This window comes from Shewanella canadensis (genome assembly GCF_003966225.1).
Lineage (GTDB): Bacteria > Pseudomonadota > Gammaproteobacteria > Enterobacterales > Shewanellaceae > Shewanella > Shewanella canadensis.
Genome location: NZ_RXNU01000004.1, coordinates 416,901 through 434,517, shown reverse-complemented (window position 1 = coordinate 434,517; position 17,617 = coordinate 416,901). Strand labels below are relative to the sequence as shown.

Sequence of the window (17,617 nt, the reverse complement as noted above, 5' to 3'; positions counted from 1 at the left end):
AGGGCGATAAGTCCTCAAGCATAAAAGCCATGGATTCTGAAACAAGTTCAGAATGACGGCTAAAAGGTAAGGCATTCAAGCCAAGCAGGCTGGAACCAGGGCTAGCTAGCCGGGTCATTGCACTCGTTTTTCAATACTTCTAACCGCTTAAGCTCTCTCTTTTGCTCTTTCTTCTCCTTGCGGCGCCGACGGAAAAACCGACTCAGCTGCTCGCTACATTCCTGCTCGAGTACACCACTGTTCACTTCCAGCTGATGGTTAAACCTCGGGTGCCTGACCAGATCGACAACAGAACCGGCGGCCCCGGTCTTTTCATCTTTAGCACCAAAAACCAACCGTGAGACCCGTGAATGCACCATGGCACCAGCGCACATGGCACAAGGCTCTAGCGTCACATAGAGGGTCGTATCGAGTAAGCGATAATTCTCAACCAGCTTGCCAGCCTCACGCAAACACTGCATCTCGGCGTGTGCACTGGGATCGTGCTGCCCAATGCAATCATTAGAGCCTACCGCAACCACCTTATCGTCCTTTACCAGAACGGCGCCCACAGGCACTTCCCCTCTCGCCTCGGCCTCGGCAGCCTGCTGCATCGCGAGTGTCATAAAATGGATATCTCTATCTAGTTGAGTCAAGCTTTACTCTCCAAAAAACCATATAAACGTAGAATAACTATGTTCCTCACTCGTTGCGAGCAAAAGGGATGTTGCAAATGTCATTTATGCACGACTATATGGATATAGGAGGTAGAGTAACGCATGGAGCAGTTACCGAGGAGCAATTAATGACCTTGCCTCAGAAGCGCTAAATTCTCGCTGAGCGATCACATCTTTATGCCGATTGATATTATACCCGTTCAATCGAACGAATAAATCCTAACTATACTGATAAGAGAAATTCGCTCATACGGCTGCCTGATGCCTACACGCTATAGTAGACAATTGTTTGTACTTGTATTCTCAGCGATACTGACTCTGGTTATTATCCAAGGTACGACTCAAGTTGATAACGTGATGACTATCGAGTCCGGCATGGAAGCTGTCAGAGTCATTATCTGCTTAGTCTTGCTGTTTTTAATCGAATCCACTAATGACCAACGACAAATTTACACACCTCTGTTATTTGGCATAAGCGCGCTTTACCTGGGTAATCTGCTTAATTTTTTGGATGACATTTATGATTTAGGTCGGCCGCAAATCGCCCTTATCGAAGACCTGTTTGAAACTGCCGGGTTAATCAGCGTACTGGTCGGAGTCACTTTATGGGCACAGCATCATCAAAACCAGATCAAATATTTATTGAAACTATCGAGAGTCGACCCTCTAACCGGCCTACTCAATCGACGCGCAGCCGTAGCTGCAATTAAAGCTTATGGGAAAGAGGACGTTCAGGAGCCGGACAATACTTCCCCAAAGGAGTGGAGTTTCGAACATGAAGCTGACAAACCGATACACTGTGTCATGATACTGGACTTAGACCACTTTAAGGAGGTCAATGATACCTTAGGTCATGATGCAGGGGATAAGTTACTCTGTGATATCTCGAGTATTTTGCAGCAACAGAGTCAAAATGATTGCATCATTGCACGTTGGGGAGGAGAGGAATTTCTGCTCTATCACAGGGCTCACTCGGAGGAGGCGTGTTTAGATCTCGCGCTATCTCTCAAATACCAAATCGGTCATCACCCGTTTAGTTATGAGGCCACACCTATCAAGATCACCGTCAGTATCGGCGTCAGCACCTACTCAGCAGAGGAGTTCTCCCTGTTCGAAGCGATCAAACATGCCGATACAGCCCTGTATCAGGCAAAGGCTGCGGGCAGAGATTATGTACAGATAGCTCAATAAAAAAGGGCACATTATGTGCCCTTTGATCTTGGTTTTTCTCAGTTAACAATTAACTGATTATTCCCATTCGATAGTCGCAGGCGGCTTACCTGAGATATCGTAAACAACACGGGAGATGCCATCAATTTCATTAATGATCCGGTTCGATACACGGCCCAGGAAGTCGTAAGGCAAATGCGCCCAATGAGCCGTCATAAAGTCGATAGTTTCAACCGCGCGCAGTGAAACCACCCAATCATATTTACGACCATCACCCATGACGCCAACAGAGCGAACGGGCAGGAATACCGTAAATGCCTGACTGACCTTATTGTAAAGATCGGCTTTGTGTAGCTCTTCGATAAAGATTGCATCGGCTAAACGAAGCAGATCGCAGTACTCTTTCTTCACTTCACCAAGAACACGGACACCAAGACCCGGCCCAGGGAACGGATGACGGTAAAGCATGTCATAAGGCAGACCTAACTCAAGACCTATCTTACGCACCTCATCTTTAAAGAGCTCACGAAGCGGCTCCACAAGACCCAGCTCCATATCATCGGGTAAGCCACCCACATTATGATGTGACTTAATGACATGTGCCTTGCCTGTCGCACTACCGGCTGATTCAATCACATCAGGGTAGATGGTACCTTGCGCCAACCACTTAGCGTTTTTGCACTTCTTAGACTCTTCATCGAAGATCTCAACGAAGACATGACCGATAATCTTGCGCTTAGCTTCAGGATCGGCTTCGCCCTTCATCGCATCAAGGAAACGATTTTCAGCGTTCACATGAACAATATTGAGCCCGAAGTGATCGCCAAACATATCCATCACCTGCTCAGCTTCGTTAAGACGAAGCAAACCATTATCGACGAATACGCAAGTCAGCTTGTCACCGATAGCGCGGTGTAACAACATAGCCACAACCGATGAATCGACGCCACCAGACAGACCGAGGATCACTTCATCATCGCCGATCTGCTTCTTCAAACGCTCGACGGCATCTTCGATAATCGATGTCGGTTTCCAGTTAGCTTCACACTCACAGATGTCCAATGCGAAGTGCTCGAGCATACGTTTACCCTGACGGGTATGTGTCACCTCTGGGTGAAACTGTACGCCGTAGAACTTCTTCTCTTCATTGGCCATTGCGGCATGAGGGCAAGTCTCGGTGATTGCGACGGTAACGAACCCCTCTGGAATATCTAAAACCTTATCGCCATGGCTCATCCAAACATCGAGTAGCGGCTTACCAGACTCACTGATCGCATCTTCGATACTCTTGAATAACTCACTTTGTTCCTGAATTTCAATTTGGGCATAACCGAACTCGCCTTCACCTATCCCCTGGATGACCTTACCACCCAGCTGCTCTGACATGGTCTGCATGCCGTAACAGATCCCCAACACAGGAACGCCTGCATTGAAAACATACTCTGGGGCGCGTGGTGACTCATCGGCGGTCACGCTTTCAGGGCCGCCGGCTAAGATAATACCGTTAGGCGCAAACTCTTTAATCTGTGCTTCGGAAACATCCCAAGCCCACAGCTCACAATAAACACCGATTTCACGGATACGACGGGCGATTAACTGAGTGTACTGAGATCCAAAGTCTAGGATCAGTATCTTATGCTCATGAATATTGCTCATGGGGAACCTTTATTTCATCTATCTAATTTGTCGGTATCAAGCTTAGGGTTATATGAATAACACTAAGATTGGCATAAAAGGGGGATAAAGAATGGGCGACACACCGTCGCCCATTATCACCAGTTCCTATGAACCAGGACTGTAGTTCGGGGCTTCTTTACTGATGGTCACATCATGAACGTGTGACTCACCCATGCCTGCAGAGGTAATTTTTACAAATTCAGCTTTTTCATTCAGCTCTTTAATTGTTGCGCAGCCAGTGAGGCCCATACAAGAACGCAGACCGCCCATATGCTGGTGAATGATCTCTTTAAGCTTACCTTTATAAGCAACACGACCTTCGATACCTTCGGGTACCAGCTTGTCGGCGGCATTATCACTCTGGAAGTAACGGTCTGATGAACCTTGAGTCTGATTCATGGCGCCTAACGACCCCATACCGCGGTATGACTTATAGGCACGACCATTATGAAGTTCAGTTTCACCCGGCGCCTCATCGGTACCGGCGAACATGGAGCCAGCCATGATGCAAGATGCACCTGCGGCTAATGCTTTGGCCAAGTCACCTGAGAATCGAATTCCGCCATCGGCAATAACAGGGATATCTAAGTGCTTAACGGCGGCGGCGGCGTCAGAAACGGCGGTAATTTGTGGTACACCAACACCGGTAACGATACGGGTAGTACAGATAGAGCCAGGGCCAATACCCACCTTGACAGCGTTAACACCAGCTTCGACTAAGGCAAGAGCACCTTCAGCAGTTGCAACGTTTCCGCCAACAATCTGTAATTCAGGATGTTTAGCACGAGTATCGCGGATACGCTGTAAAACCCCTTCAGAATGACCATGAGAGGAATCGATAAGCAGAACGTCTACACCAGCTAGAACTAAGGCGTCGACACGCTCTTCGTTTCCGGCACCGGCGCCAACGGCGGCACCGACACGCAGACGACCTAATTCATCTTTACATGCATTAGGTTTACGCTCGGCTTTTTGGAAATCCTTGACCGTAATCAAGCCCTTAAGCTTAAAATCACCATCGACAACCAGTACTTTCTCAACACGATGAGAATGCATAAGTTTCTGAACTTCATCTAGCTTAGTCCCTTCCGGCACTGTGACCAGACGGTCTTTCGGTGTCATCACCTCATCGACTTTACGGCTCCAGTCAGTCACGAAGCGAACGTCACGACCGGTAATGATACCGACAAGTTCATGCGCTTCGTTAACAACAGGGTAACCGGCGAAACCATTCTTTATAGTTAACACTTTAAGGTCGGCAAGTGTCGTTGTAGGCGTAACAGTAACAGGCTTTTGAACAATACCGGCTTCATAGCTTTTCACTTTACGAACTTCTTCACACTGCTGCTCAATCGTCATATTTTTGTGAATAAAACCTAAACCACCTTCCTGTGCGATAGCAATCGCCAGGCGCCCTTCGGTCACGGTATCCATAGCCGCAGAGACTATAGGGGTATTGAGTTCTATTTTATTAGTCAGACGAGTTTTGAGAATGGCAGTATTAGGGAGTACAGTCGAATGTGCAGGAACGAGTAACACATCATCAAAGGTAAGGGCATCTTTTTTTAAACGTAACATGTTGCAACATCTCCCAATAGAGGTAGGATTGGAGGTGAAATATTGCGGAGGGATTATACCTTGCATATTCGCCTTGGTAAATGGAAAATGGTAAAAAAGTGCTATTAGCCGCTAAATTAGTATGAAAATGCCAAAAAATAATGTTTACACCGTTTCCCGCCTCAATGGCGAAGTGCGTCAATTACTCGAAAGTGAACTGGGTAAAATTTGGCTAAATGCCGAAATCTCAAACTTTTCCGCCCCCGGTTCGGGGCATTGGTATCTGACTCTCAAGGATAACTTCGCTCAGATCCGCTCGGCCATGTTTAAGGGCAGAAATCGTTCCGTCACCTTTAAGCCAGTCAATGGCCAACAGGTTCTGGTGAAAGGCTCTATTAGCGTCTACGAACCCAGGGGCGACTACCAGCTCATTATCGAATCCATGCTCCCCGCCGGAGACGGTCTGCTCGCGCAGCAATATGAAGCGCTCAAGATGAAGCTGGCCGCAGAAGGGCTCTTCGCGGCCGACACTAAGCGCTCACTGCCGACGAACATTCAAAAAATTGGCGTGATCACCTCGGCAACGGGGGCGGCGATAAAAGATGTACTTCATGTACTGGCAAGGCGTGACTCCAGCATCGAAGTCATCATCTACCCGACTCAGGTCCAAGGCGAGTCGGCGTCAAAAAGCATCTGCAAGGCTATCCAAATCGCCAACGCAAGGCAGGAGGTCGATGTACTGCTACTGACCCGAGGTGGCGGCTCATTGGAAGACCTTTGGTGCTTCAATAGTGAAGACCTCGCCCATGAGATATATAACAGTGCCCTTCCCGTCGTTTCTGCCGTTGGTCACGAAGTCGATACGACTATCTGTGACTATGTGGCCGATGTCAGAGCCCCTACGCCATCAGCTGGCGCAGAGCTCCTCTCTGGAGATGCCGGGAATAAATCTGAAAAGCTCGCCATCTTCGTCGCGCGCCTTAAACAGAGCTGGCAACATTACCAGTTAAAGACCGAGCAGCGCACCCGCTCGCTGGAAAATCGTCTCCACAGACAAGATCCTAAGCGGAAACTGGAGCAGTTTCAGCAGAGCTTCGATGAGATGCAGATACGCCTCAACGCCGCACTCAATGACAAATTGCATAACTCAACGCTTAAGCAGCAGAATTTAAGCCACAGGCTTAATCAGCAATCCCCGCAGCACCGATTAACGTTAGAGTCGACGCGCCTCGATTATCTGACCGCACGCTTAAATGAAGGCATAAAGGGAAAACTCAACGAGGTCGAGATGAGCCTTAAAAACAGCGCACATCAGCTGGAAACGGTTAGCCCACTGGCCACTCTTAGTCGCGGTTACAGTATCACCCAAGATGAAAGCGGAAAGGTACTACTGAGCTCCAAAGACACTCAGGCCGGCGATACGATCACTACACGACTTCTCGATGGTGAGCTGAAATCTAAAGTGCTCTGAGGCCGCCTTATCGGGTAACAGGTTTTCAAATCTGTGTGTACTCATTATCTCCAATACAGAAAGAGTCTCTATTGTCGTCTGTAACATCTATGCCACGGACGGCAATAGCCGCGTTTACACCTAGATGTTTTTCTCTTCGATAGGGTGTCATATCTGCATGTAAAATTGGTTTGGGATAAGAGCTTGCTAGACCTTAATGAAAATATAATCTTGTCTGCTGGAACTTTTTATAACTTCATTATTTAAAGATATAGATTTGTGTGGAAAATGTTCATTAATATTAAGACCAAATGACTTAGCTCTGGATATAAACTCCTCAGGAGTACAATAATAATGACTTTTCGGAAGAATAAGCATTTGTTCTGTCGTAAAAATAGCTCGTAGAGTCTGTTTTAATCGCGACAGGAATTCGCCTCCCCCTTGATTCCATAGAACCCACAATAACCACTTTAATATTGAATCACCATAATTCTTACCTTCAGTTTCATCCCGAAAGCATAACTCTCCAATGTATACAAATGAGTTTGGCTTTGTAATTCTACTTATCTCTTTTAACGCAAGATTGACATCTTCCTCATCAAGAAGAAACACGCCATTACACACGACTTTATTAGCCACTTCGTCAGGCAATTCAGTTTTTGACGCTAGCCCTTGCTCAATTTTAATTCGATCAGAATTTGTTAAAAATCTATCTCGAACTCGAGTAACCTCTTCTTCACTTGGTAATATCCCGATACCAAAACTGCCTTCGCTTTCAGCAATTTCTAGCAATGTACCATCGCCACACCCAATGTCGACTACAATATCACCCTGTTTAAATTCCATGCGTTTGGCAATTTCACCATTAACAAAATGAGTTATATCGCTTCTGTTAGTACGGCCTGATAATTCATTGATATCAGCAGACTTAGCTCTATATCTATACTCATCAAGCTTCGTCTTGACCTTTATGATACTCATGGGTTTTCCTTTGCTGATTTAGAATAGCTAACCTTAGTCGCAATAGATTTGAGCTGCAAAGCAAGCGGCTAAAACTCCATTGAATACTATTGCTGGGATTATCTACCAAGTAAAGCACGATTAGTCACCCATTTACTCGCTTTAAATAGAGGATATACTCTGTATATCCTTGCATACAATCGAAGTGTTCATATTTGATATCTCAACTAATAAAACAGCCTTGTCCGTTCACAGTTCTTCGCAACACCCGAAGGATAAATTCCCTCGCTCAGTATAGCGCCAGCTCATCGCATACTAATGAGCAGGTGTTGCTTAGAAGCTAATGACCTTGTCGCTATCTATAACCCAATCAGACAGCTCTTGCATTGTTGATTGCTCTGCACCCTCAAAATAAGGTTGATTCTTAAAGATGCCACAGCGCGCCATACAGGTGCCACAAACCTTTACACTCGCTCCACTGACAATTAACTCCCTAAGCATTTGTCCAAGATCTTGATCATAATTTTCTGGTGGCTTACAGACATCCCGAGCCATATCAACGGCATCGTTCATCAGAAAAATTCTCAACTCCTCCCCCCCTTCAATTAACTTGTTGGCTAACCGAAGTCCATTCCAGGTTACATCGGTAGTATCATAGGGTTCACGATTAAAAATTATAAGATTTTTCATATAGTTTCCCGGTATTATTTTAGCGCCATGCAAGCAAGCCGAAGTGATAGGGGCAACAATCAGCTAAATCAATCGCTTGAATATGTTTAAAGCCAGCCGCCTCTATCCATTCGCAGCACTGCTCCGGGCTTGGGCGGATCTCCAAGGCCGGACCTCGAGGTGTCGGTATATCACCTCTCCAATGGATCACTGAGAGACAACCTCCAACCTTTAACGTTCTATAAGCTTCCTTGAGTAAATCGACCGGACCGTCGAGATGCAATAAGTTATAGATCATGGCTCCTGATTGAGTTTGATCGCCTAAGCCAGTGCCAAACTGCACAAAATCGCGTTGTTCGACCTCAATGTTGTTAAGACAATGCTTCGCACTTAATTGCTCTATTGCGTGGATCATCTCCGGTTCGATATCCAGCGCCTTTAATGTGCCGGCAATGCGTTGACTTGCAGGCAATGTAAAGGTGCCGTATCCACAACCAAATTCAACCCAATCACCGTTAAGAGTATCTTTGGGAAGTAACCTTGCTATAGCCTTGTCCACCTCAAAAAAGCTAGCCCAGCTATCTTCTTCTGGCATTCCACTTTCACGCGCTTTCATATCAACCTTATTCAAACAATCTTTTGAATAAGGTTATCACGTCAATAATTTTGTATTCAAGTACTCTTTTGAATACAATAAGCCAATGACTAAAGAGATAAATAAAATGAGCCAGTTTAAGAAGTCCCTCAATGTACAGTTTTCTGTCATTGCCAAGGCTATGAGTAACCCAAACCGCCTGGAAATGCTTGAGTTTTTAGCCCAGTGTGAATACTCCGTCGATGATCTTGCAAATGTCATGGGGTTGAGCGTAGCCAACACTTCACATCACCTTCAGCAACTACGGCTCGCAGGGTTAGTTGCCTCTCGAAAAGAAGCCCAACGCGTCTTCTATCGTTTGAAGGGAGATGGTGTTGTAGAGCTGATGGCGAGCATGAAGCGTGTTGCGGAAAGCCATATTACTGAGGTAAAAGAATTAGTTAATGCTTATTTATACTCTAAAGATGAGATGGAGCCTATTCCCCGTGAAGAATTATTAAAAAGGGCATCAGAAGGCTCCGTCACTGTGATTGATGTTCGTCCTTCGGCAGAGTACGCATCGGGGCACCTGCCCGGAGCTATTAACCTTACGGTCGAAGAGCTTAAGAAGCAGTTTTCTGCAATAGAACCTAACCAAGAGGTTATCGCATACTGCCGCGGCGCACACTGTATTCTGGCTTTTGAAGCAGTAGAATTTTTGCGTTCTAAGGGATTTCAAACACGACGACTCGAGGATGGCTTCCCCGAATGGAAAAGTGCCGGCTTCCCCATTAATTTATAGCAGCTCATACCTTAACCCGTGCTGCCAGCAGTTGATGCACGGCACGGCATCGCCTCAGTGAAATACAGGAAGTTCCATTGCCAGTGCTCGCTCAGCTTCATTAAGATGATACCAAACTCCAATGACGAGAATTAAATCGAATTTACTTTGATAAGATCTCAGGCACTCTATCATTGGCAAACTACCATTTAGCCATGTTATTGGGAGAACTGAATATTTAATACGCGCCTCCATCCCGAACTCGCCCTGAGAGAGGAGGCAAAAAGTCAATGAAGTCTTTGCAGGCTTCATTGAAGCTTAATGACTGGCTACTTTCGATAAAACAACTAACAAATCTACCGTAACCTTTTGTACCTGGGATTTCGCTCATATTCTGTCTAAACATACCAACGCCCTAATAATGGGAGAAAAATTGTTTGCTAAAATGTTAATGAACGAAAACATAGAACTGTTTTTATCCTTATTTATTACCTTGTTACGTTGACAAACTCTTACTTTAGATAAAAGCATAAATAAGAAAAACACCAAATCCCGTGGAGACTAATCCGCCCAAACGAGCATATGGTTTAACCTTAGTAATAACCCAATTCATTAACTGTTGAAAGCTGCTACGGCCAATTACTGTTATAAGTATCGCTGCGGTTAATGAAAGCCAACCAAATATCTCAACTATGATTGGAAACTTGGATATATTTGACTGCAATATTAAACAGATACCAAGAATCACTCTTACGACAACAGCTAATATATGAATCCATACTTTTTCTTTATTGGACTCCAGAAAATCAATAATCACCTTTGGATTAACAGTTAGTATTGTTCCAGCTATTACAATCAAAAATCCAAATACAATGATAAGTAGACTCATGCGCAGACTCCTTTTGCAACTAACAACTTATTCAATAATAGCAGCAGGATAACGTTCCCGTCTGCTTGGTTATTACGGCTTAACCAACACCACTAAGCGCTTGTTGTAAATGGATTATCAGTTTACGAAATTCAGAACCCCCAACAAGAGTTACCAGATAAGAAAATACCTCCTTCTTTATGTGACCTGTGTAACTTATTTAAGCATCTTTTTATCGCGTCTTATTTGGCAAGAATCACAACTTCTCACCTTAAAGCTGGAATCGAAGAAACATAGATAATCGGTGATAAGTGAGCTTGAGGGCTTCGATTTCAGGGATGAAATCGCAGAGCGCCCAAGGATGGGTTCACAACGATATCCATATCTAAGAGCCAGTTCGGCATCCATGCCTCTCGTTCATGAGCTCAGAAACCTCAGGTTTCTATTCACCGTCCCAAGGCGTAACTGCACATAAGCCAGCTGCAAGCTATAACCCCCAATGAAGGTACGACCTTCAAAAAACTTTCCAATACCCATCACACCAAGAGTAACCAATAAAAAATGAAACGCCCCTTCATCCCAAGGGGCAATAAACTTGGTAGACAGAAACCCCACAGATGCTAAAATGTCGCCCTATTTATTTCAACAACTGGATATCGGTAATGCGCGTTAGCAAGTACCTGCTTTCAACACAAAAAGAGACCCCTGCAGATGCAGAGGTGATCAGTCATCAATTAATGTTACGTGCCGGCATGATCCGTCGTAACGCTTCAGGCCTTTACAGCTGGTTGCCGACGGGACTTCGTGTACTGCGCAAGGTAGAAGCTATCGTCCGTGAAGAGATGAATAAAGCCGGTTCTGTTGAAATCCTGATGCCGATGGTTCAGCCTGCTGACCTTTGGGTTGAAACGGGTCGCTTCGAAAAATTTGGTCCCGAGCTACTTCGTTTCCAGGATCGCCATAACCGTGACTTCGTTCTTGGCCCGACTCACGAAGAAGTGATCACGGATATCGTGCGCAAAGAGGTTAACTCTTATAAGCAGTTGCCACTGAATCTGTTCCAGATCCAGACTAAGTTCCGCGATGAAGTACGTCCTCGCTTCGGTGTGATGCGTTCACGTGAATTCCTGATGAAAGACGCTTACTCTTTCCACTTAGATCAAGAGACCATGGACGAGACTTACGAGTCTATGTTCCAGGCTTACAACAATATTCTATCTCGCATGGGACTCTCGTTCCGTCCTGTAATTGCCGATACCGGTTCTATCGGTGGCAGCATGTCACACGAGTTCCACGTACTGGCGAACAGTGGCGAAGACCTGATCGCCTACTCGACGATGAGCGATTACGCGGCCAATATCGAAAAAGCCGAAGCGCCGATGCCTACTGAGACTCGTCAAGCACCTACGCTTGAGATGAGCCTGGTTAACACTCCCAATGCTAAGACCATCGCCGAGTTGGTTGAGCATCACGGCATCGCCATCGAAAAGACCATTAAGACCCTTATCGTAAAAGGCGCGACCGAAGAGGCACCTCTGGTCGCCCTTGTGGTTCGTGGCGATCATGACCTTAACGAAGTCAAGGCCGAGAAGATCCCTGCGGTACTGGCTCCGTTTGAGTTTGCAGACGAAGCCGATATCCGTAAGGCTATTGGTGCAGGCCCTGGTTCTATCGGTCCTGTCGGCCTCGAGATCCCTGTCTATATCGACCATGGCGTTAAAGTGATGAGCGATTTCGGCGCCGGTGCAAACCAAGATGATAAGCACTACTTTGGCATCAACTGGGAACGCGATCTTCCTGAGACTGAAGCATTCGATCTACGTAACATCATCGAAGGCGAAGCCAGCCCTTGTGGTCAAGGTACTATTGCACTGCTTCGCGGTATCGAAGTGGGTCATATCTTCCAGCTGGGTGATAACTACTCTAAAGCGATGAACGCCAATGTACTCGACCAAAATGGTAAGGCGAAAACCTTATTGATGGGTTGTTATGGTGTTGGCGTTAGCCGTATAGTTGCCGCTGCGATTGAGCAAAACCACGATGACCGTGGTATCACCTGGCCCGATGCGATTGCTCCGTTCAAAGTCGGTATCTTACCGATGAACATGCATAAGTCTCATCGTGTTAAAGATATGGCTGAGAAGCTCTATCAAGACATGCAAGACGCAGGCTTCGAAGTGTTATTCGACGACCGTAAAGAGCGCGCCGGTGTGATGTTTGCCGATATGGAACTTGTCGGTCTGCCACACGTTGTCGTGATTGGCGATCGTAATATCGATAACGGTGTGTTCGAATATAAGAACCGCCGCACGGGTGAGAAGCAAGAGATCCCATTCGATCAAATTATCGACTTCCTTAAGTCTGCTAAGTAATAAACTTAGTCTAAGCCACTTGCTCAAAGTCAAACGACTTAAGCTTAGTGGCTTAAAACGACTTAAAACAAGAGTCAGTAAAAACGCCCTCAGGTCTGAACCTGAGGGCGTTTTTTTATGCTTCAAGCGAGCTCTAAACGTTCGCTAAGCAGCCAGGTTATCGCTGATCTTCAATCACGATACCGTCATCGCTCAGACTGCCCGAGCCGACAAACTCAACATAACCCGTGAGCTTAGTGATGGCCTTCATCGTCTGTGCAACTCGAGCCATATCGATATCACTACACTCGAAATCAGTGCGCTCGGCATCACTCACCTCGCAATATAGGGTCATCTGATCGTTTTCATCGATATTGGTCACCACTAACCTCACCTTAGTTAGCTCGCAATGAGATAGCCTGACACGTTCGATTTGCTCGGGATGGACAAACATCCCTTTGACCTTAGTAGTCTGGTCAGCGCGTCCCTGCCAGCCTCTGATGCGTGTATTAGTTCTGCCGCACGGGCTGGCTCCCGGCATGATTGAAGACAGATCGCCGGTGGCGAAGCGGATCAGGGGGTAATCAGGATTAAAGCTGGTCACCACCACTTCACCAACCTCACCATCGGCGACGACCTCCTGGCTACCAGGCCTGACAATTTCAACCAGAATATCTTCGGCGATCACCAAACCACTGTCCGGGCAAGTCTCATAAGCGATTAAACCTATATCGGCGGTCGCGTAGGCCTGACTTACCGATATTCCCGCTGCGGTAAATGTGGCTTGCAGTGACGGTGTCAATGCTTCACCCGATACCAGCGCCTTGTTAATCGGGGAGATATCCCGTCCCTGCTCTTTCGCCTTCTGCAGTAAAATATTCAGAAATGATGGTGTGCCACTGTACCCCTCGGGTCTGAGCAGCTCGATAATATCCAGCTGCTGCTCCGTTTGCCCCGGGCCGGCGGGGATCACCGTACAGCCACAAGCCTTAGCCCCCGAGTCCATGATAAAACCGCCGGGACTGAGATGATAAGAGAGACAATTTTGCACCCGATCTCCCGCGCGAAAACCTGCTGCGTAGAAGGCGGCGCCCATTCGCCACCAGTCTTTGCTATCATGCTCGGGCTCAAAGATAGGGCCGGGAGATTGAAAAATTCGGCTCGGCGTCGAGCTTGACGCATTAAGCCCGGCAAACGGCATGTTCTTGGCCTGCAGGCCAATCAGGTCCGATTTTCTTGTGACAGGCAGAGAGGTTAATGACTGCCGACTCGAAATAGCGGTCACATCGATATCACTGAGTGTACGCCGATAGTGGTCACACGTTTGTTTGGCATAAGCCAGAAGAATCGGTAAACGCGCGAGCAGGTCACCCTCTCGTCTGGTCTGACTCTGCAGCTCTTTAGGATCATATACGCTATTCATAACACCATCCTCTTATCATCCTTCTTTGTATACAGCCAAGGTTACAGCCAACGCTTACGACGCTTATAAGACTTTAAATTCTTGAAACTTTTTCTCTTCTCGTTACCGCCACCTAAGTAGAACTCTTTCACATCTTCGTTGCTCAACAGTTGCTCGCTGGTCCCGTCCAATACGATTTTTCCGGACTCCATGATATAGCCGTAATCGGCGGCCTTCAGGGCATAATTGGCATTTTGCTCCACCAGCAGCATAGTGATCCCCTGATCCTTGTTGATCTTATCTATGATCCCGAACACCTCTTTCACCAACAGGGGTGATAACCCCATCGAGGGTTCATCGAGGCAGATCATCTTAGGGCGCGCCATCAGGGCGCGGCCAATGGCGAGCATCTGTTGCTCTCCGCCGGAGAGGTATCCGGCCAGCCCCGTACGTTCCTTGAGGCGAGGAAAATAACTGAATACCATCTCGATATCCTGATTAATCATATTATCACTTCGGGTATAAGCACCTAGCTTAAGATTTTCAATCACCGTCATATCTTCAACGATACGGCGTCCCTCCATCACCTGGAATACACCGGAGCGAACAATTTCATCGGCATTTTTTTTATCTATCTGCTGACCCATGAAACGAATATCGCCCCGGGTGACATCGCCATTTTCTGTTCTCAGTAATCCGGAAATGGCCTTAAGCGTGGTGGACTTACCGGCGCCATTTGGCCCTAAAAGAGTGACTATCTTGCCTTGCGGAACCTCAATGCTCACGCCTCTGAGTACCTGGATAACATCATCGTAGACAACTTCGATATTATTGATGGATAACACGGGTGGCGTCTTTTGGATCTGTGCTGCTTGTGCCATACATACCCCCTAAAAAATGGGGGGCGCAATTAAATTACGCCCCAATAAGATTAATAACCTAACCAGTCAACACGACGTTCAAGGGTCACCTGGTCGGCCTTCTCGACGCGAATATCGCCGCCATTGAAGTTACCCTTATAGATATTCACCTGGTTGATGCCACGGTGATCTTCAGGCGTCCAGGTCGCTGCCAGACACACCCCTTCTAGCCCCTTAGGCACCCAGTTTTTCTGGGCATACATGCCTTTTTTGACGTTCTCTCCGGTTACACCGCCGTTTGCCTTGGCCCACTCCATCGATTCTTTCATAAAGAAGGTTGAGCAGATCCCGCGAATGTAATGGTGCAGACGCTCTTTACTGCCTGAGCTGTCAGACATTTTTGAGATCTCACGCACCAACTTCATGCCCGGTACTTCATCGGTCCAAAATGGCGTCATGGTCGGAAAGATATAATCTTTAATCCCCTCGCCTGCCGCTTTAAATACCAGCTTGTCACCGCCCCAGATATTGGACATAAACTGGATCTCGGTACCAACCGTATTACAGGATTTAACCAGTGACTGCACCGAGCCACCTAAGTTACCGATATAGCCATAGTTAGTTCCCGAGCTCTTCAGGCTCAGGCACTGCGCCTTAAAATCTCCGGGCTTCATCGAAATAACGACAGCAGGCTGTACCTCAAATCCAAGCTCAGTGGCATATTCGGCGCAAGCGGCCTTAGGCGCGTTCGGGAACGGGTGATTAGCACCGATATGGGTAAATTTAGGCTTACCCTTGACCCCTTTGGCTTGCCAATCTTTGGCGGCCCACTGAACCAGACCACGGCAAGAGTCGGAATAGGACGCCCCATAGAAAAAGTTGTAAGGCGCAGGCTTTTTGGTGTTGGGGTTAAGTCCCTTAGGATCGGTCAGATGTCCCGAGTAGGAAGCGGAGAAGATAGGCGTATGATCTTTAGCGGCAAAAGAGATAAGTGCCTCGGTATCGGCGGTTCCCCAGCCCTGCATCGCCACCATATTCTTACGTGACTGCCACTTTTTGTATGAGGCGATAGCCTGAGGCACCTTGTAGCCATAATCTATGGTCTCATATTCGAGCTTAGTCCCACTTATGCCACCATGGGAGTTGATGTAGGCGAGTGAATCTCTCACCCCATCGGCGTAGGGTTTCCCCACAAATGCTGTCGGGCCGGACATATCGGCAAGATGGCCGACGAAAATAGACTCCTCGGCGCTGACCTGGCTACTAACACCACAAATGGCAGTTGTGATGGATGAGGCGAGTATCAATTTTTTATACATGTCATATTCCTTCAAAATAGTGGCTGATAGCCGGTACTTGTTATAGTTAGAAGTTTGTAGTTGAAACTTATAGTTACGAGTTAATCGTTAGCAAATGGCTTCGGCTACTTAACAAAGTCCTTCTGCGGCTTGCTTTTACACTGCTTGAAACGAACGGACCTCTTAGTAAGCGAATGGATAAAATTTCCAATAGTTCTTTATTTGCGCCCATCGATGGGCGAGTCCCTCTGGCTCAAAAATAAGGAACAGGATGATCACCAGACCGATTGCCATCTCTTTGATGTAGGCCAGACCGTCGGTCACCATAGGGATATTGCCCCAGTCGGTGTATTTCATCAGGCCGACGCCCGTCTCCAACATCTCAGGCAGAAGCACCATGAAGATGACCCCCATCAAGGTTCCCTTAATCGAGCCCAGACCGCCGATGATGATCATGGCCAGAAACTGTATCGACATAAAAATGGTGAAACCTTCTGCCGACACATAACCAAGGTAGTGCGCGTATAGCGCCCCGCCGATCCCCGCATAGAAAGAGGAGATGCCAAATGACAGTAGGCGATACTTGTTTAACTTCACCCCCATGATCTCGGCCGAAAGATAGTGGTCACGTACCGCCACAAACGCACGACCATCCCGGCTGCGCATCAGGTTACAGCCCCAGATATACATAAAGATCAGGGCGAACAGGGCGATATAGTAGAAGCTTTGGTCTGTATCGAACTCGAAACCGAACAGGTTCACCGGCGCCGCCATAGAGCCCGATGAACCACCGGAGAACCAATCAGCCCGGGCAAAAAAGTCTTCGATAATAAACTGGGCCGCCAAAGTCGCAATCGCCAGGTAAAGTCCCTTAATACGTGCGGCGGGCATACCAAATAACATGCCTACTGCCATAGTTAAGAAGCCTGCCAAGGGGATGCACAGGGCTACCGGGATATTGAAGCTGGTATTGAGCCAAGCTGATGCAAATGCACCGAAACCAAAGAAGGCACCATGACCCAAAGATATCTGTCCGGTGAAACCCACTAAGATGTTGAGTCCCAGCGCCGCTATTCCCAGATAAGAGATCTGGATAAACAGGGTTAAAAAGTAGCCATCCAAAACCAGAGGTGCCAGACAAGCGGCTGCGATGGCTAGTATGGCCATCAATCGTATTGTCTTGGTCTCAAATATCGTGTTGTCTTTCTTGTAACTGGTCCTGAAATCCCCGCATGGACGCATTGCCAAACTAGACATAAAAAACTCCTTGAACTGTATTTACAGCCTGCTAGGGCCTGTTTATATTTCGAGCTTGAATTTACCTGAGAATGTCTTCACACGAGC

Annotated in this window: 15 protein-coding genes; 4 read left to right on the top strand and 11 right to left on the bottom strand. The window is 47.1% G+C overall.

The annotated features are described in order from the left end of the window. Positions 1-101: 101 nt before the first annotated feature. A complete protein-coding gene (gene tadA, locus EKG38_RS10285; RefSeq protein WP_126520161.1) occupies positions 102-635 on the bottom strand; it encodes a tRNA adenosine(34) deaminase TadA in 534 nt (177 codons plus the stop codon). A gap of 282 nt (positions 636-917) precedes the next feature. Between tadA and EKG38_RS10280 the strand changes: the two genes are divergently transcribed. Continuing rightward, the gene (locus tag EKG38_RS10280) at positions 918-1,847 is read left to right on the top strand and encodes a GGDEF domain-containing protein (RefSeq protein WP_126520160.1); all 930 of its coding nucleotides are present in this window, start codon (positions 918-920) and stop codon (positions 1,845-1,847) included. A 57-nt stretch (positions 1,848-1,904) separates the two neighbouring features. On the opposite strand, the gene guaA is transcribed toward EKG38_RS10280, so the two are convergent. Both guaA and guaB read right to left on the bottom strand, forming a co-directional pair. Next, the gene (guaA, locus tag EKG38_RS10275; protein ID WP_126520159.1) at positions 1,905-3,482 is read right to left on the bottom strand and encodes a glutamine-hydrolyzing GMP synthase; all 1,578 of its coding nucleotides are present in this window, start codon (positions 3,480-3,482) and stop codon (positions 1,905-1,907) included. Positions 3,483-3,608: 126 nt separating this feature from the next. Further along, positions 3,609-5,081 carry an IMP dehydrogenase gene (gene guaB, locus EKG38_RS10270; RefSeq protein WP_126520158.1) on the bottom strand — a complete coding sequence of 491 codons (1,473 nt, stop codon included), beginning with the start codon at positions 5,079-5,081 and terminating at the stop codon, positions 3,609-3,611. A gap of 121 nt (positions 5,082-5,202) precedes the next feature. Here guaB and xseA point away from each other — a divergent pair, with 121 nt between their 5' ends. Beyond that, positions 5,203-6,531, top strand: a complete 1,329-nt coding sequence (xseA, locus tag EKG38_RS10265; protein ID WP_126520157.1) for an exodeoxyribonuclease VII large subunit — start codon at positions 5,203-5,205, stop codon at positions 6,529-6,531. A gap of 186 nt (positions 6,532-6,717) precedes the next feature. Here xseA and EKG38_RS10260 read toward each other — a convergent pair whose 3' ends face one another. The 3 genes from EKG38_RS10260 to EKG38_RS10250 form a co-directional block, all read right to left on the bottom strand. Beyond that, complete coding sequence (locus tag EKG38_RS10260; RefSeq protein WP_126520156.1) at positions 6,718-7,491, bottom strand: class I SAM-dependent methyltransferase; 774 nt, start codon at positions 7,489-7,491, stop codon at positions 6,718-6,720. Between the two features lie 312 nt (positions 7,492-7,803). Further along, on the bottom strand, positions 7,804-8,160 hold the full coding sequence (locus tag EKG38_RS10255) for a DsrE/DsrF/TusD sulfur relay family protein (RefSeq protein WP_126520155.1): 357 nt from the start codon (positions 8,158-8,160) through the stop codon (positions 7,804-7,806). A gap of 19 nt (positions 8,161-8,179) precedes the next feature. Then, a complete protein-coding gene (locus EKG38_RS10250; RefSeq protein ID WP_126520154.1) occupies positions 8,180-8,755 on the bottom strand; it encodes a class I SAM-dependent methyltransferase in 576 nt (191 codons plus the stop codon). Between the two features lie 106 nt (positions 8,756-8,861). Here EKG38_RS10250 and EKG38_RS10245 point away from each other — a divergent pair, with 106 nt between their 5' ends. Next, positions 8,862-9,515 (top strand): ArsR/SmtB family transcription factor, encoded by a 654-nt coding sequence (locus EKG38_RS10245; RefSeq protein WP_246033128.1) that lies wholly within the window; start codon positions 8,862-8,864, stop codon positions 9,513-9,515. Positions 9,516-10,011: 496 nt separating this feature from the next. Here EKG38_RS10245 and EKG38_RS10240 read toward each other — a convergent pair whose 3' ends face one another. Further along, positions 10,012-10,383 (bottom strand): hypothetical protein, encoded by a 372-nt coding sequence (locus tag EKG38_RS10240; RefSeq protein WP_126520152.1) that lies wholly within the window; start codon positions 10,381-10,383, stop codon positions 10,012-10,014. A 641-nt stretch (positions 10,384-11,024) separates the two neighbouring features. Here EKG38_RS10240 and EKG38_RS10235 point away from each other — a divergent pair. After that, positions 11,025-12,734: a proline--tRNA ligase gene (locus tag EKG38_RS10235; RefSeq protein ID WP_126520151.1), complete on the top strand. Its 1,710-nt coding sequence runs from the start codon at positions 11,025-11,027 to the stop codon at positions 12,732-12,734. A gap of 157 nt (positions 12,735-12,891) precedes the next feature. Here EKG38_RS10235 and EKG38_RS10230 read toward each other — a convergent pair whose 3' ends face one another. The 4 genes from EKG38_RS10230 to EKG38_RS10215 all read right to left on the bottom strand — a co-directional run bounded on the left by EKG38_RS10230 (position 12,892) and on the right by EKG38_RS10215 (position 17,530). Further along, positions 12,892-14,136: a phenylacetate--CoA ligase family protein gene (locus EKG38_RS10230; RefSeq protein WP_126520150.1), complete on the bottom strand. Its 1,245-nt coding sequence runs from the start codon at positions 14,134-14,136 to the stop codon at positions 12,892-12,894. Between the two features lie 41 nt (positions 14,137-14,177). Further along, on the bottom strand, positions 14,178-14,996 hold the full coding sequence (locus EKG38_RS10225; RefSeq protein WP_126520149.1) for an ABC transporter ATP-binding protein: 819 nt from the start codon (positions 14,994-14,996) through the stop codon (positions 14,178-14,180). A 50-nt stretch (positions 14,997-15,046) separates the two neighbouring features. Next, a complete protein-coding gene (locus tag EKG38_RS10220) occupies positions 15,047-16,294 on the bottom strand; it encodes an ABC transporter substrate-binding protein (RefSeq protein ID WP_126520148.1) in 1,248 nt (415 codons plus the stop codon). Between the two features lie 162 nt (positions 16,295-16,456). Further along, positions 16,457-17,530, bottom strand: a complete 1,074-nt coding sequence (locus EKG38_RS10215) for a branched-chain amino acid ABC transporter permease (RefSeq protein WP_126520147.1) — start codon at positions 17,528-17,530, stop codon at positions 16,457-16,459. Positions 17,531-17,617: the final 87 nt, after the last annotated feature.

What these genes read in the sequence shown, in the direction of transcription:
- EKG38_RS10240 (WP_126520152.1), bottom strand. Translation starts at nt 10,383, where the DNA reads ATGAGTCTACTTATCATTGTATTTGGATTTTTGATTGTAATAGCTGGA.
- EKG38_RS10280 (WP_126520160.1), top strand. Translation starts at nt 918, where the DNA reads ATGCCTACACGCTATAGTAGACAATTGTTTGTACTTGTATTCTCAGCG.
- EKG38_RS10260 (WP_126520156.1), bottom strand. Translation starts at nt 7,491, where the DNA reads ATGAGTATCATAAAGGTCAAGACGAAGCTTGATGAGTATAGATATAGA.
- EKG38_RS10230 (WP_126520150.1), bottom strand. Translation starts at nt 14,136, where the DNA reads ATGAATAGCGTATATGATCCTAAAGAGCTGCAGAGTCAGACCAGACGA.
- guaA (WP_126520159.1), bottom strand. Translation starts at nt 3,482, where the DNA reads ATGAGCAATATTCATGAGCATAAGATACTGATCCTAGACTTTGGATCT.
- EKG38_RS10235 (WP_126520151.1), top strand. Translation starts at nt 11,025, where the DNA reads ATGCGCGTTAGCAAGTACCTGCTTTCAACACAAAAAGAGACCCCTGCA.
- EKG38_RS10215 (WP_126520147.1), bottom strand. Translation starts at nt 17,530, where the DNA reads ATGTCTAGTTTGGCAATGCGTCCATGCGGGGATTTCAGGACCAGTTAC.
- guaB (WP_126520158.1), bottom strand. Translation starts at nt 5,081, where the DNA reads ATGTTACGTTTAAAAAAAGATGCCCTTACCTTTGATGATGTGTTACTC.
- EKG38_RS10250 (WP_126520154.1), bottom strand. Translation starts at nt 8,755, where the DNA reads ATGAAAGCGCGTGAAAGTGGAATGCCAGAAGAAGATAGCTGGGCTAGC.
- xseA (WP_126520157.1), top strand. Translation starts at nt 5,203, where the DNA reads ATGAAAATGCCAAAAAATAATGTTTACACCGTTTCCCGCCTCAATGGC.
- EKG38_RS10225 (WP_126520149.1), bottom strand. Translation starts at nt 14,996, where the DNA reads ATGGCACAAGCAGCACAGATCCAAAAGACGCCACCCGTGTTATCCATC.
- EKG38_RS10255 (WP_126520155.1), bottom strand. Translation starts at nt 8,160, where the DNA reads ATGAAAAATCTTATAATTTTTAATCGTGAACCCTATGATACTACCGAT.
- EKG38_RS10245 (WP_246033128.1), top strand. Translation starts at nt 8,862, where the DNA reads ATGAGCCAGTTTAAGAAGTCCCTCAATGTACAGTTTTCTGTCATTGCC.
- EKG38_RS10220 (WP_126520148.1), bottom strand. Translation starts at nt 16,294, where the DNA reads ATGTATAAAAAATTGATACTCGCCTCATCCATCACAACTGCCATTTGT.